The sequence below is a fragment of the Streptomyces ruber genome (assembly GCF_014648075.1).
Lineage (GTDB): Bacteria > Actinomycetota > Actinomycetes > Streptomycetales > Streptomycetaceae > Streptomyces > Streptomyces ruber.
The window spans coordinates 491,711-504,524 of record NZ_BMQK01000003.1 but is presented as its reverse complement, the minus strand read 5'-3'; the positions used below and the strand labels follow the sequence as shown (position 1 = coordinate 504,524).

Annotated in this window: 9 protein-coding genes and 1 pseudogene; 6 read left to right on the top strand and 4 right to left on the bottom strand. The window is 73.0% G+C overall.

Annotation, left to right across the window (positions count from 1 at the left end):
* Positions 1 to 287 precede the first annotated feature (287 nt).
* The gene (locus tag IEZ04_RS10460; protein WP_189216655.1) at positions 288 to 1,673 is read left to right on the top strand and encodes an amino acid permease; all 1,386 of its coding nucleotides are present in this window, start codon (positions 288 to 290) and stop codon (positions 1,671 to 1,673) included.
* 16 nt (positions 1,674 to 1,689) lie between these two features.
* On the opposite strand, the gene IEZ04_RS10455 is transcribed toward IEZ04_RS10460, so the two are convergent.
* Together IEZ04_RS10455 and IEZ04_RS10450 are read right to left on the bottom strand one after the other, a co-directional pair.
* Complete coding sequence (locus tag IEZ04_RS10455; protein ID WP_189216447.1) at positions 1,690 to 2,670, bottom strand: alpha/beta fold hydrolase; 981 nt, start codon at positions 2,668 to 2,670, stop codon at positions 1,690 to 1,692.
* A 173-nt stretch (positions 2,671 to 2,843) separates the two neighbouring features.
* Complete coding sequence (locus IEZ04_RS10450) at positions 2,844 to 3,704, bottom strand: esterase/lipase family protein (RefSeq protein ID WP_189216446.1); 861 nt, start codon at positions 3,702 to 3,704, stop codon at positions 2,844 to 2,846.
* Between the two features lie 484 nt (positions 3,705 to 4,188).
* Here IEZ04_RS10450 and IEZ04_RS10445 point away from each other — a divergent pair, with 484 nt between their 5' ends.
* On the top strand, positions 4,189 to 4,860 hold the full coding sequence (locus IEZ04_RS10445; protein WP_229820933.1) for a hypothetical protein: 672 nt from the start codon (positions 4,189 to 4,191) through the stop codon (positions 4,858 to 4,860).
* Positions 4,861 to 5,013: 153 nt separating this feature from the next.
* On the opposite strand, the gene IEZ04_RS10440 is transcribed toward IEZ04_RS10445, so the two are convergent.
* Positions 5,014 to 5,292 carry a hypothetical protein gene (locus tag IEZ04_RS10440; protein ID WP_189216445.1) on the bottom strand — a complete coding sequence of 93 codons (279 nt, stop codon included), beginning with the start codon at positions 5,290 to 5,292 and terminating at the stop codon, positions 5,014 to 5,016.
* Between the two features lie 100 nt (positions 5,293 to 5,392).
* A complete protein-coding gene (locus tag IEZ04_RS10435; RefSeq protein WP_189216444.1) occupies positions 5,393 to 6,220 on the bottom strand; it encodes an SDR family NAD(P)-dependent oxidoreductase in 828 nt (275 codons plus the stop codon).
* A gap of 182 nt (positions 6,221 to 6,402) precedes the next feature.
* Here IEZ04_RS10435 and IEZ04_RS10430 point away from each other — a divergent pair, with 182 nt between their 5' ends.
* From IEZ04_RS10430 to nrfD, 4 genes and pseudogenes are all read left to right on the top strand, one after another.
* The gene (locus IEZ04_RS10430; RefSeq protein WP_189216443.1) at positions 6,403 to 7,056 is read left to right on the top strand and encodes a YceI family protein; all 654 of its coding nucleotides are present in this window, start codon (positions 6,403 to 6,405) and stop codon (positions 7,054 to 7,056) included.
* 75 nt (positions 7,057 to 7,131) lie between these two features.
* Positions 7,132 to 10,356 (top strand): annotated as a pseudogene (gene fdh, locus IEZ04_RS10425) (formate dehydrogenase); the annotation flags it as partial.
* A gap of 89 nt (positions 10,357 to 10,445) precedes the next feature.
* The gene (locus IEZ04_RS10420) at positions 10,446 to 11,465 is read left to right on the top strand and encodes a 4Fe-4S dicluster domain-containing protein (protein ID WP_189216441.1); all 1,020 of its coding nucleotides are present in this window, start codon (positions 10,446 to 10,448) and stop codon (positions 11,463 to 11,465) included.
* The gene (nrfD, locus tag IEZ04_RS10415) at positions 11,462 to 12,550 is read left to right on the top strand and encodes an NrfD/PsrC family molybdoenzyme membrane anchor subunit (RefSeq protein ID WP_189216440.1); all 1,089 of its coding nucleotides are present in this window, start codon (positions 11,462 to 11,464) and stop codon (positions 12,548 to 12,550) included. Before IEZ04_RS10420 ends, nrfD begins: the two co-directional genes overlap by 4 nt.
* Positions 12,551 to 12,814 lie beyond the last annotated feature (264 nt).

Below are 12,814 nucleotides of genomic sequence, written 5' to 3'. Positions count from 1 at the left end.
CGCAAGATCACCTACCCAATCGAACCAGATCTTGATCTCATTTACCCAACTTTCTTCTCGTCGCGTGTCCTTGTCACGCGATGCGCACGAACGGCGAGCACCGAGCCGTGGACGTCGCGCGCGGCGGGACGATTCCCGGCCCAGGAAGCACGGGAGTGCACCTTTTACGGCGAGGATGTGGTCGTACAGAACAAAAAAGTGCGGTTTGGACGCGCCTCGGACCATGGCCGACCATGGAGAGTGTCCCGGCGATCCCGGGCACCTGTTCGAGAAAGGCGCACCACCCCATGCACGTCACCGGGACCGCCCGGCAGCCGGCTCCGGCCTCGCGGGGAAACCCCGCGGCCCCCGCCGACGGCAACGGCAGGCACGCCCGCCGTTTCGGGCTCCCCGTCGCCACCGCCCTGGTCATGGGCAACATCATCGGCGGCGGCATCTTCCTGCTCCCGGCCTCCGTGGCCCCGTACGGCACGGTCAGCCTGGTCGCCTTCGGCGTCCTGACCGTGGGCGCCATCGCCCTCGCGCTGGTCTTCGGCCGGCTCGCCGAGCGCGACCCGCGCACCGGCGGCCCCTACGTCTACGCCCGCGAGGCTTTCGGCGACTTCGCCGGCTTCCTCGCCGCCTGGGCGTACTGGATCACCACCTGGGTGTCGAACGCGGCGCTCGCCGTCGCCGCCGTCGGCTACCTCGACGTGCTGGTCCCGGTGAACGACCACGTCTGGTCCGCGTGCCTGGCCGCGCTCGTCCTGCAGTGGCTGCCCGCGCTCGCCAACTTCGCGGGCACCCGTTACGTGGGCGCCGTCCAGCTCGTCTCGACCGTGCTGAAGTTCGCGCCGCTGCTGCTCGTCGCGGTCGGCGGGCTGTTCTTCTTCGACTCCGGCAACCTCGGCCCGTTCAACGCGAGCGGCGGCAGCGCGGTCGGCGCGGTGTCCGCCGCCGCCGGCCTGCTGCTCTTCTCCTACCTCGGCGTGGAGTCCGCCTCGGTCAGCGCGGGCGAGGTGAAGAACCCCCGGCGCAACGTCGGGCGCGCCACCGTCATCGGCACGACGGGCGCGGCGCTCGTCTACCTGCTCGGCACGCTGTCCGTGTTCGGCACGGTCGCCCACGACCGGCTGGCCGAGTCGAGCGCCCCCTTCACGGACGCCGTGAACGCCATGTTCGGCGGCACCTGGGGCGGCTGGGCCGTCGCCCTCGCCGCGCTGGTGTCGATGACCGGCTGCCTCAACGGCTGGACGCTGCTGAGCGCCCAGACCCCGTACGCGGCGGCCAAGGACGGCCTGTTCCCCGCCGCCTTCGCACGCCGGCGGCGGGGCGTCCCGACCGTCGGCGTCGGCGTCACCGTCGTCCTCGCCTCGCTGCTCACCGTCTACAACTACACGGCGGGCTCGGCCCGGGTCTTCGACGTCCTGGTCCTGGTCACCACGTTCACCGCGACCGTGCCGTACCTGCTGGCCACCGCCGCGCAGCTGTTCCACCTCGTCTCCGGGCGGCGCGAGCTGGTGAACCGCCGGCGGCTGGTGCGGGACACCGTGGTCGCGGCGGTCGCCGCCGCCTTCTCGATGTGGCTCGTGGCGGGCGCCGGCTACGCGGCGGTGTACCAGGGCGTGCTGTTCCTCTTCGCGGGCGTCATCGTGTACGCGGTGATGGCGGCCCGGCGGCAGCGCACGCCCTAGTCCCGGCCGGCCGCGTTCAGGAGGGCAGCGCGCCGAGCCAGTCCGTCAGGATGCGGTTCACCTCGGCGGGGCGTTCCTGCTGCACCCAGTGACCGCAGTCGTCCAGGAGGTGGCAGGAGGTCAGCCCGGGCAGTGTGGCGGGGTAGGCGTCGATCGCGTCGGACAGCCACATGGTGCTCGCGTCCTTGCGGCCGCCGGCGAACAGCGACGGCTGGGTGACGGGTGCGCCGTGCAGGTCGGTGAGGTCCTCCCAGTCGCGGTCCATGTTCCGGTAGCGGTTCAGCGCCCCGGTCAGGCCGGTCCGTTCGAACTCGCCGGCGTAGACGTCGAGGTCCTCCTCGCCGAGCCAGGCCGGGAGCCGGCCGCCGGGGAAGCGCTCGCGCATCGTCCCGCCACGGCCGACGAAGTGCGGGTCCGGGGCGCCGGGGGCGGGCATGGTGTCGGCGGACAGCGCGGCGTAGAGACCGGCGAGCCAGCCGCGAACGTCGGGCTCGATCTCCGCCTCGGCCCGGCCCGGCCGCTGGAAGTAGGAGACGTAGAACTCGTCGTCCCCGCCCATCCGCGCGAACGCCTCGGTGGGCCGCGGTCCGCCGGGCGGGGTGTAGGGCACGCTGAGCATGCCCACCGCGCGGAAGACCTCCGGCTCCAGCAGCGCGGAGTGGGCGGCGATGCCCGCGCCCCAGTCGTGGCCGACGACGGCCGCGGACTCCTCGCCCAGCGCGCGCACCACGGCGACGTTGTCCGCCACCAGCTCGCGCATCCGGTACGCGGCCACGTCACCGGGCCGGGAGGAGCGCCCGTAGCCGCGGACGTCGACGGCGACCGCCCGGTAACCGGCCGCCGCCAGTGCGGGCAGCTGGTGGCGCCAGGAGTACCAGGACTCGGGGAAACCGTGCACGAGGAGCACCATCGGCCCGGTTCCCTGCTCCACCAGGTGGATCCGGCCCGCCGGTGCGGGGATCAGGCGGTGGGTGGGGTTCGCGGCGCGCGCTGGCATGCGTCCTCCGTCGTGTCCGTCGGTCCTCGGCGTGCCCGAACGGTGCCGACGCACCGTACCCGGGGTTTCCGTGCCCATCCTGCTGCGCGGGCCACGGGGAACGGAATCCTGTTGCCGAACCGGCAAACAGCCCTCGCCGCCGTGCGACCCGCTTCCCGGGCCCGGCCGTCCGGCTACTGGAGGGCGGAGGCGCAGGTGGTGGGGGTGGCGTGGGCGGGGTCGAGGACGTTGCGGATCTCGTGGTGGGTGATGCGGTCCGTCGTGCCGAGGGAGATGTGGTCGGAGAGGTCGGCCGGGCACAGGTCCTGGATGAGGACGTTGCGTACGTCCGGACCGCGGAGGAACTGGGACTGGTACGGAGTGACCACGATGTCGTAGCGGGTGGAGATCACGGTGTAGTGGACGCCGGGAACGGTGTCGCCGCCCGCGTTCAGCTTCTCCATGAAGGGCGATCCGGCGACCTGCTGGGGCAGGGCGGGGAACGCGGTCGGGGCGGGCGGGTCCGTCGGCGCGATCGCCCGCACGAGCGGGGCCAGCCCGTTCAGGGTGCTGCCGTGGTTGCTGGGGGCGATACCGATGAAGTGGTGCACCTTGGCCGCGCCTCCCAGGAACTTCAGGTAGTAACGGGGCATCATGCCGCCCTGCGACTGGCCGATGACGTCGACCTGGCGGGCGCCGGTGAGCGAGAGCACCCGGTCGACGAACGTGCGCAGTTCCCCGGCGGACCGTTCGATCGGACCGAGGCCGCCGATGCCGGGCAGGCCCACCTGCCCGTAATCGAGGGAGAAGACGCAGTAGCCGCGCCGCGCCAGGTCGGGAGCCAGGACGGGCCAGTTGGTGGCCGAGTTCGAACCCGTGCCGTGGACCAGGACGACCGGCCGCGGGTGGGCGGCGGACGGCCGGCAGCGGTAGTCGTTCCAGGCCCCCCTCGCCTCCTTCACCGGTACGGCCTGGGCCGTGCCGGTCAGGGCGGCGCCGGTCAGTACGGCGGCGGCGAGCAGCGTGCGCAGGGCGTGCGGGAACAGACGGGCCATCGAGAATCCTCAATCGGGCAGCAGGGAACAACGGACGTGAGTCGCTGGGGATCAGCGTGGAGTGGCACCGGGCGTCCGGTGGACGACGTGTCAGCTCCTGTGCCGCGCCCGGAACGCGACGTCGCTCCGGGCGTCGTGTGAGCTGATGAACGAGTCGTACGGTGAGGGGGACACCGTACGGTCACACAATCATGCGCGCCGGTTAACGGACCGTTCGTGCTGACGCCGTCGGCATCCGAAGCGTCAACCGGCCGCCGTCCGGGGCCCGTCCGCCGGTGAGGCCGTCGGTACGCCCGCCCGGATCACGCCCAACACACCACCCACAACCCCGCAAAGCACAGCCCTCATCCGTACTATCTCCACGCCGGGCTCCTCGCGGCAGCCACCACTGCTGCCGCTCGGACGCCGTTCCGGGACACCGTGCGCCCGGCTCCCGCCGGGTCGTCACAGGCCCGGCAAGAAGACTTGAGGAAAGGTCCACCGCATGCCCGAAAGTGCCGCAGCCACCACCGACCTGACGTCGCAATATGCCACCCAGGTGGCCGCCGACCTGGAGCGCAACGCCACGGAGCAGGAAAGGATCAGCGCGGACATCGCCGCGTTGCAGCAGCAGCTGACCGCCTTGCAGCACGACCACGCCGTACTGGTGACCATGCAGCAGGCGCTCGGCACGGTACCGGCCGCCGTCACCACGGCGGCCGAGCCCGGCGGCACCACGGTGCCCGCCCCCCGGGAGGACGCCGCCCCGTCCGGCACGAAGCGGCGGGCGCAGCCGAAGAAGAGCGCCGGCGCGCGGGCCCGCACGTCGGACAGGAAGCCCGCCGCCCGCAAGCCCTCGGGCAAGACCACCACCGGGAAGACGGACAAGCCCACCCTGGTCGAGCTGGTCCGCCGTCATCTCGCCGAGCAGAGCGAGCCCCGCTCGGCGGCGGAGATCGCCACGGCGCTCGACCAGGCCCATCCCGAGCGCCGCATCAAGACCACGGTCGTGCGCACCACGGTCGAGGGCCTCGTGGCCAGGAACCAGGCCCACCGCACCAAGCAGGGCACGTCCGTCTACTACACCGCCCCCGACGACGGTGAGCGGACACCGCAGCCCCCGGCCGAGGGTGAGGACCGGGCCGGGTCCGAGCCCGAGGCCGGCCAGGCGGACTAGGGACGGACGGCGCACAGGGCATGCCGCCGTGGCCCGACGGGCCCCGGGTTCCCGTCCCGGTGCCCGGAGGGCCGTACCGGGCCGGTGCCCCGACCGGCCCGGTGGCCGCGCCGGTCGGGGCACCGGCGCCGCTGTGCCCGCGGGGCGCTCATGTCACGGCGTGTCCCCGGCCCAGTCGAACCGGCGCCCACCGTCGCCCCGGGGCACGTACAGGGCGCGGCCGCCCGCGCCGTAGCGTCCTATCTCGGTCCGCAACGCGACGCCCTCGCGCACCTCGCGGGCGGGCCGGTCGGTGATGTCCAGGAGCAGGCCGTCCAGCGGGCCGCCCACCAGCTCCGCGTAGGCGCGCCCGGGCCGGGGGCCCGGGTCGGTGTGGTCGGCGCCGTAGACCCGGCCCCGCATGATCTGCCACTCGTTCACACCCGGCAGCATCGCAGCCGCCACTGACAACCGGCCCGGGCCCGAGCATCTCCCCCGGTGCGCTCACTCGCGCCGTCGCCGCGCTCGACGGCGACGAACCGTCCGGCGGGCGCTACCCGGCCCGGTAGCGCCCCGCCAGCGAGGCGCCGGAGCCCTGGCGCAGGCCGAGTTCGACGGCGGCCAGGCGGTCCACGGCCCCGGCGTCCTCCAGGCCGGGCACGCACACCACCTCCCCGGCCGCCAGCGCGGCGAGCGAGGCGGTCACCACGTCGGCCGCGGGCATCCCGCCGTCGTCGTGGACGCGCTGCCGCTCGCCCGCCACGGGGGTCTCGCCCGCGCCGAGGTGGAACTCGGTGGCGGTGAGGCCGGGGCAGACGACCTGCACCCGTACCGGTGTGCCGGCCAGCTCGGCGGCGAGGGTCCTGGTGAACGTGACCATGTACCCCTTGGTGCCCGCGTAGACGGCCCGGTACGGGAGGGGTTCGGGCGGCAGGGACCCGGCGAACGCCAGCAGCGAGGCGACGTTGACGACGGCGCCCCGGCCGCGCGCCAGCATGCCCGGGACGGCGGCGCGGGTCAGCGCCGTGGGCGCCACGACGTTCACGTCGAGCACCTTGGCCAGCAGCGCGGGACCGACCTCGGCGAACGGTCCGTACCCGTTGATGCCGGCGTTGTTGACCAGCAGGTCCACGTCCTCGGCGACGACGCGCTCCGCGACCCGGGCGACGTCCTCCGCCCGGGCGAGGTCGGCCACCAGCGTCTCCGCCTCCGCGCCGGTGTCCTCGCGCAGCCGTCGCGCCAGGCCGGTGAGGCGGTCGGCGCGCCGGGCGACCAGGACCAGGCGCCTGCCGCTCGCGGCCAGCCGTGCCGCGTACTCGGCGCCGATTCCCGACGACGCCCCGGTCACCACGGCCGTACCGGCCGTACCGTTCCCTGCCATCTCCCGTGTCCCTTCGTTCGGCGATCCCGCGGCCCCTGTGTGACCACATGATCACCGAGGAGGTCCCCGTACCGGGCGAACGAAACCGGGGAACACTGTTTGTGTGAAGGTCTTGTTCCGGATGCGACTCCTTTCATGATCAAGACTTGCGGGCGCTTCTTCCGGTGAAGTAACTACGCCTCATGAACTTGTTCAGCCGCGGTTCCAGTTCCTCGCACCGGCGTGCGGAGGCGCAGCCGGCTCCGGTGATGACGGAACCCGACACCGCCGTTCAGCCGGACCCCACCCTGGCGGCCCTCACCGGGGACTGGATGATCGATCCCGCTCACAGCAGGATCGGTTTCTCCGTGCGGCACGCCATGGTGACCACGGTGCGGGGCAGCTTCACGGAGTACGAGAGCCGCCTCTACTTCGACGGCCGCCGCCCGGCCAACTCCCTCGCCGAGATCGCGATATCCACCGGCAGCGTCGACACCGGTGTGGAGCAGCGCGACGGCCACCTGGTCGGCCGGGACTTCCTGGACTCCCGGCGATTCCCCCGGATGACGTTCCGGAGCACCGAGGTGGAGCTCACGGACAAGGACGTCTACCGCATGACCGGCGACCTCACCATCAAGAGCACCACCCGCCCCGTCGTCCTGGAACTGACCTACATCGGTCACGTGGTCGACCCCTTCGGCTACGAGCGCGTCGGGTTCGACGGCACCACCACGATCAACCGCTCCGACTGGGGGCTGACCTACAACGCCAGGCTCGCCGAGGGCGGGGCCATGGTGAGCGAGAAGGTGCGTCTCCAGTTCGACATCGCCGCGATCCGCACGGACTTCACCGGCTGATCCCGGGTTGCGGCGCCGCCACAACGGCGTACGGTCCGAAGGAGGCGACCGCGACCGTACGCAAGGAGCGGGCTGATGGGCGTGAGACGGTGGCTCGACGCATGGCCGGTGTACCGGCAGCTCACCGGGACGGATCCGCTCGGGCGCGGCAGGGCGGCACGGTCCGCGCGCTCGGCGGGGCTGGTCCCCCGGACGGACGAGGCCGACCGGGTGGCGGACTCGGTCTGCCCGTTCTGCGCGGTGGGCTGCGCGCAGCGCGTGTACGTGAAGGACGGACGGGTCACCCAGATCGAGGGCAACCCGGACAGCCCCGTCTCGCGCGGGCGCCTGTGCCCGAAGGGTTCGGCCAGCAAGCAGCTGGTCACCGGTCCGCAGCGTGAGCTCAAGGTGCGCTACCGGCCGCCCTACGGCACCGAGTGGCAGGACCTGGACCTCGACACCGCCATGGACATGGTGGTGGACCGGGTGCTGGACGCGCGGGAGAAGGGCTGGCAGGAGACCGACCGCGACGGGAGGCGGCTGCGGCGCACCATGGGCATCGCCAGCCTCGGCGGGGCGACGCTGGACAACGAGGAGAACTACCTCATCAAGAAGTTGTTCACGGCCCTGGGCGCGTTGCAGGTCGAGAACCAGGCGCGCATTTGACACTCCGCCACGGTTCCCGGTCTGGGAGCCTCGTTCGGGCGCGGCGGCGCCACCGACTACCAGCAGGACCTGGTCAACACCGACTGCATCGTCATCATGGGCTCGAACATGGCCGAGGCCCATCCGGTGGGGTTCCAGTGGGTGATGGAGGCCAAGGCGCGCGGTGCCCGGGTCATCCACGTCGACCCGCGCTTCACCCGTACGAGCGCCCACGCCGACCAGCACGTCACGCTGCGGGTCGGCACCGACATCGCCTTCCTCGGCGGAGTGATCAACTACATCCTCTCGAACGAGCTGGACTTCCGTGAGTACGTGCGGGCGTACACCAACGCCCCGTTCCTGCTGAGCGAGCGCTACCGGGACACCGAGGACCTGGACGGGCTGTTCAGCGGGTACGACCCGCACACCGCCTCGTACGACCCGTCCAGCTGGGCGTACGAGAGCGTCCGGGCGGAGGAGCGCTCGGGCTGCCGGGAGAAGGAGCAGACCGACCCGTTCCGGCACGGGGCGGCCGGACCGGCCGTCGAGGGGACCGCCGCCGAGATCGCGTCCGACCCGGAGCTGCGGCACCCGCGCTGTGTGTACCAGGTGCTCAAGCGGCACTACGCCCGCTACACGCCGGAGATGGTGGAGCGGATCTGCGGGGTGCCCCGGGAGCAGTTCCTGGACGTGTGCCGCGCGTGGACGGCGAACTCCGGGCGGGAGCGCACCGCCGCGCTCGTGTACAGCGTCGGCTGGACGCAGCACTCGGTCGGCGCCCAGTACATCCGGGCCGGGGCCATCGTCCAGCTGCTGCTGGGCAACATCGGGCGCCCCGGCGGCGGGATCTACGCGCTGCGCGGGCACGCCAGCATCCAGGGTTCCACCGACATCCCGACCCTGTTCAACCTGCTGCCCGGCTACCTGCCCATGCCGGACACCACCCACGAGGACCTGGCCGGCTACGTGGAGGCCATCGGGCCCCGGCACACGAAGGGCTACTGGCGCAACGCGGACGCGTACACGGTCTCGCTGCTCAAGGAGTACTTCGGCGACGCGGCGACCGCGGAGAACGACTACTGCTTCGACTACCTGCCGCGCATCAACGGCGACCACGGCACGTACCGCACCGTGATGGACATGGTGGAGGGCAAGGTCTCCGGCTACTTCGTGCTGGGCCAGAACCCGGCGGTCGGCTCGGCGCACGGGAAGCTGCAGCGGCTGGGCATGGCCAACCTGGACTGGGTCGTCGTCCGCGACCTCACCATGATCGAGAGTGCCACGTTCTGGAAGGACGCGCCGGAGATCGAGACCGGCGAGATCGCCACCGAGCGCTGCCGCACCGAGGTGTTCTTCTTCCCCGCCGCCTCGCACGTCGAGAAGTCCGGCACCTTCACGCAGACGCAGCGCATGCTCCAGTGGCGCGACCAGGCCGTCGAGCCGCCCGGCGACTGCCGTTCCGAGCTGTGGTTCTTCTACCACCTCGGGCGGAGGCTGAAGGAGCGGCTGGCCGGTTCCGCGGACGAGCGCGACCGTCCCGTGCTCGACCTGGCCTGGGACTACCGCATGGAGGGCGACGAGCCGGACGGCGCCGACGTGCTGCGGCACATCAACGGCATCGACCTGCGCACCGGCCGGACGGTGAACGGCTACTCCGACCTCAAGGCCGACGGCAGCACCGCCTGCGGCTGCTGGATCTACAGCGGGGTGTACGCCGACGAGGTCAACCAGTCCCGGCGGCGCAAGTCCCGCTTCGAGCAGGGCCCGTACGAGGCGGAGTGGGGCTGGACCTGGCCGCTGAACCGGCGGGTGCTCTACAACCGTGCCTCCGCCGACCCCGAGGGCCGCCCCTGGAGCGAGCGCAAGGCCCTCGTCTGGTGGGACGAGGAGAAGGGCGAGTGGACCGGGCACGACATCCCGGACTTCGAGCTGACCAAGCCACCGCACTACCGGCCGCCCGAGGGGGCAGAGGGGCCCGAGGGGCTGGGCGGCGACGACGCGTTCATCATGATGACGGACGGCAAGGCGTGGCTGTTCGCCCCGTCCGGGCTGGCCGACGGCCCGCTGCCCACCCACTACGAGCCCCACGAGTCGCCGGTGCGCAACCTCCTGTACGGCCAGCAGGGCAGCCCGGTGCGCAAGGTGTACGGGCGCCCCGACAACCCGTCCAACCCGGCCCCGCCCGAGGCGCACCACGAGGTGTTCCCGTACGTGTTCACCGCCTCGCGGCTCACCGAGCACCACACCGCTGGCGGCATGAGCCGGCAGTTGCCCTACCTGGCGGAACTCCAGCCGGAGCTGACCGTCGAGGTGTCGCCGGAGCTAGCGGCGCTGCGCGGCCTCGTCCACCTGGACTGGGCCCATGTCGTCACCAGCAGGGCCGCGGTGGACGCCCGGGTGATGGTCACCGACCGGCTGGCACCGCTGCGGATCGACGGCCGCACGGTCCACCAGGTGTGGATGCCCTACCACTGGGGCCACACGGGGCTGGTCAGCGGCGACGTGGTCAACGACCTGATCGGCGTGGTCGCCGACCCGAACGTGCTCATCCAGGAGAGCAAGGTGCTGACCTGCGACATCCGGCCCGGCCGCCGGCCGCGCGGCCCGGCCCTGCTGGAGTACCTCCAGGGCTACCGCGACCGGGCCGGCATCACCCCGCGGACCGGCACCCGCATCATGACGGCCGGCGACGACGATCCCGGGCCGCCCCACATGGAACCGGGTCAGGACCCGGACCAGGACCCGGCCCCACCGGAAGGCTCCCCATGACCCGCGAGAACAGCTTCTACGGGCCGCTCGACGACCCCGCCGCGGACGCCGGTCACACCGACCACCCGCCCCGGGTGGGCTTCTTCACCGACACCTCCGTCTGCATCGGCTGCAAGGCGTGCGAGGTGGCCTGCAAGGAGTGGAACCTCGTCCCCGAGGACGGCCTCGACCTGACGGGCATGTCGTACGACAACACCGGCATGCTCGGCGCGTCGTCCTGGCGGCACGTCGCCTTCGTCGAGCAGCAGCTCCCGCTGGGCCGGCAGGAGACGGGCCTGCCGGACCTGCCCACCGGGCCCTCCGTCACCGGGGTGCAGCAGGAGGTGGTGGCCGAGGGGATGCGGCACGCCGAGCGGGGCGGCGCGCAGCTGGGCACCGGCCCGGTCGACGTGGGCTTTCCCTCCTTCGAGCTGCCCGGCGCCACCACCGGCGCGGAGGGCCGTACGGACTTCCGCTGGCTGATGTCCTCCGACGTGTGCAAGCACTGCACGCACGCCGGCTGCCTCGACGTCTGCCCGACCGGGGCGCTGTTCCGCACCGAGTTCTCCACCGTGGTGGTGCAGCAGGACATCTGCAACGGCTGCGGCTACTGCGTGTCCGGCTGCCCGTACGGGGTGATCGACCGGCGGCCCGACGACGGCCGCGCCTGGAAGTGCACCCTCTGCTACGACCGGCTGCGCGGCGGCCTGGAACCGGCCTGCGCGAAGGCGTGCCCCACGGACTCCATCCAGTTCGGCGTGCTGGACGAACTCCGGGAGCGGGCCGACCGGCGGCTGGAGCAGCTGCACGGGCTGGGGGTGGGCGAGGCGCGGCTGTACGGGCGCGACCCGGACGACGGGGTGGGCGGCGACGGCGCGTTCTTCCTGCTCCTGGACGAACCGGAGGTGTACGGGCTGCCGCCGGACCCGGTCGTGCCGACCCGGGACCTGCCGGAGATGTGGAAGTACGCGGGCGTGGCCGCGTCCGCGCTGCTGACCGCGGCGGTGGCGGTCTTCGTGGGCGGAGGACGGCGATGAGCCAGGACGACGGCATCCTGCGGGAGCCGCGCAGCGACGCCGGGGCGGCCGACACCGGCGCCCGACCGTTCGGCACCGACCGGCACGGGCCCGGGAAGGGCCGGGGCGGCGACGGCGGTGACGGGGGCCGGGAGCGGTCGATGGTGCCGCGCGCGGAGTTCCGCTCGTACTACGGCCGCCCGGTGCTGAAGCCGCCGGTGTGGGACTGGAAGATCGCCGGCTATCTGTTCACCGGCGGGCTGTCGGCGAGCGCGGCGCTGCTCGCCGCCGGGGCGGACCTGACGGGCCGTCCGGCCCTGCGCCGCGGCTGCCGGCTGGGCAGTTCCGCCGGTCTGCTGGCCAGCATGTACCTGCTGGTCGCGGACCTGGGCCGGCCCGAGCGGTTCCACCACATGCTGCGGGTCGCCAAGCCGAGTTCGCCGATGTCGATCGGCACCTGGATCCTCGTCGCGTACGGGCCCGGCACCGTGCTGGCATCCGCCGCCGAGCTGCTGCCCGCCTCCGTGCGCGCCACGCTGCCCGGGAGGCTGGTGCGCCTCGCCGCCCGGCCCGCCGGGCTGGCCTCGGCCGTCGTCGCCCCGGCGGTCGCCTCGTACACGGCGGTGCTGCTCTCCCAGACGGCCGTGCCGGCCTGGCACGAGGCACACCGGCACCTGCCGTTCCTGTTCACCGGTTCCGCGGCGGCCGCCGGGGGCGGCTTCGGCATGGTGGTGGCCCCGGTCGCCGAGGCGGGACCGGCCCGGCGGCTCGCGGCGGCCGGTGCGGCGGCGGAACTCGTCACGTCCCGGCTGATCGACCGGCGGCCCGGACTGGTGACCGAGGCGTTCACCACCGGGCGGGCGCACCGGCTGCGCCGGGCGTCGGAGTGTCTGACGCTCGGCGGGGCGGCCGTCGCGGCCACCCTCGCCCGGCGCAGCCGGACGGCCGCCGCGGCCGCCGGGCTCGCGCTGCTCGCGGGCAGCGTCCTGCAGCGCTTCGGCACCTTCGAGGCGGGCGTCGCCTCCACGCGGGACCCGGCGTACGTGGTGGTGCCGCAGCGGGAGCGGCTGAGGCGGGCGGCGGCTGGAGGCGAATCACCCGTCTAGCCGCATTTCGCCCACGCTCCTCCGGGGTCGCTTCACTACGCTGTGGCACCCCGCGGCCTTCCCGAACAGCGGGGCGGAGGGGTGTCGGTGAGCACGGTGCCGTCGACGGCTTACCTGACGGCGCACTGTCTGCCCGGTGAGCGGTTCTTCGAGACGCCGGGGCGGCTGCGGGACGACGGCGACCGGTTCGCGGCGGCCGAGGCACCCGGCAGTCCGTCCCCGCCCCCGACGGGCTGGCCTTCCCCGGGAACCGCCTGCTGCGGC

Coding starts and splice junctions, on each gene's coding strand:
- IEZ04_RS10460 (WP_189216655.1), top strand. CDS start 288: ATGCACGTCACCGGGACCGCCCGGCAGCCGGCTCCGGCCTCGCGGGGA.
- IEZ04_RS10455 (WP_189216447.1), bottom strand. CDS start 2,670: ATGCCAGCGCGCGCCGCGAACCCCACCCACCGCCTGATCCCCGCACCG.
- IEZ04_RS10450 (WP_189216446.1), bottom strand. CDS start 3,704: ATGGCCCGTCTGTTCCCGCACGCCCTGCGCACGCTGCTCGCCGCCGCC.
- IEZ04_RS10445 (WP_229820933.1), top strand. CDS start 4,189: ATGCCCGAAAGTGCCGCAGCCACCACCGACCTGACGTCGCAATATGCC.
- IEZ04_RS10440 (WP_189216445.1), bottom strand. CDS start 5,292: ATGCTGCCGGGTGTGAACGAGTGGCAGATCATGCGGGGCCGGGTCTAC.
- IEZ04_RS10435 (WP_189216444.1), bottom strand. CDS start 6,220: ATGGCAGGGAACGGTACGGCCGGTACGGCCGTGGTGACCGGGGCGTCG.
- IEZ04_RS10430 (WP_189216443.1), top strand. CDS start 6,403: ATGAACTTGTTCAGCCGCGGTTCCAGTTCCTCGCACCGGCGTGCGGAG.
- IEZ04_RS10420 (WP_189216441.1), top strand. CDS start 10,446: ATGACCCGCGAGAACAGCTTCTACGGGCCGCTCGACGACCCCGCCGCG.
- nrfD (WP_189216440.1), top strand. CDS start 11,462: ATGAGCCAGGACGACGGCATCCTGCGGGAGCCGCGCAGCGACGCCGGG.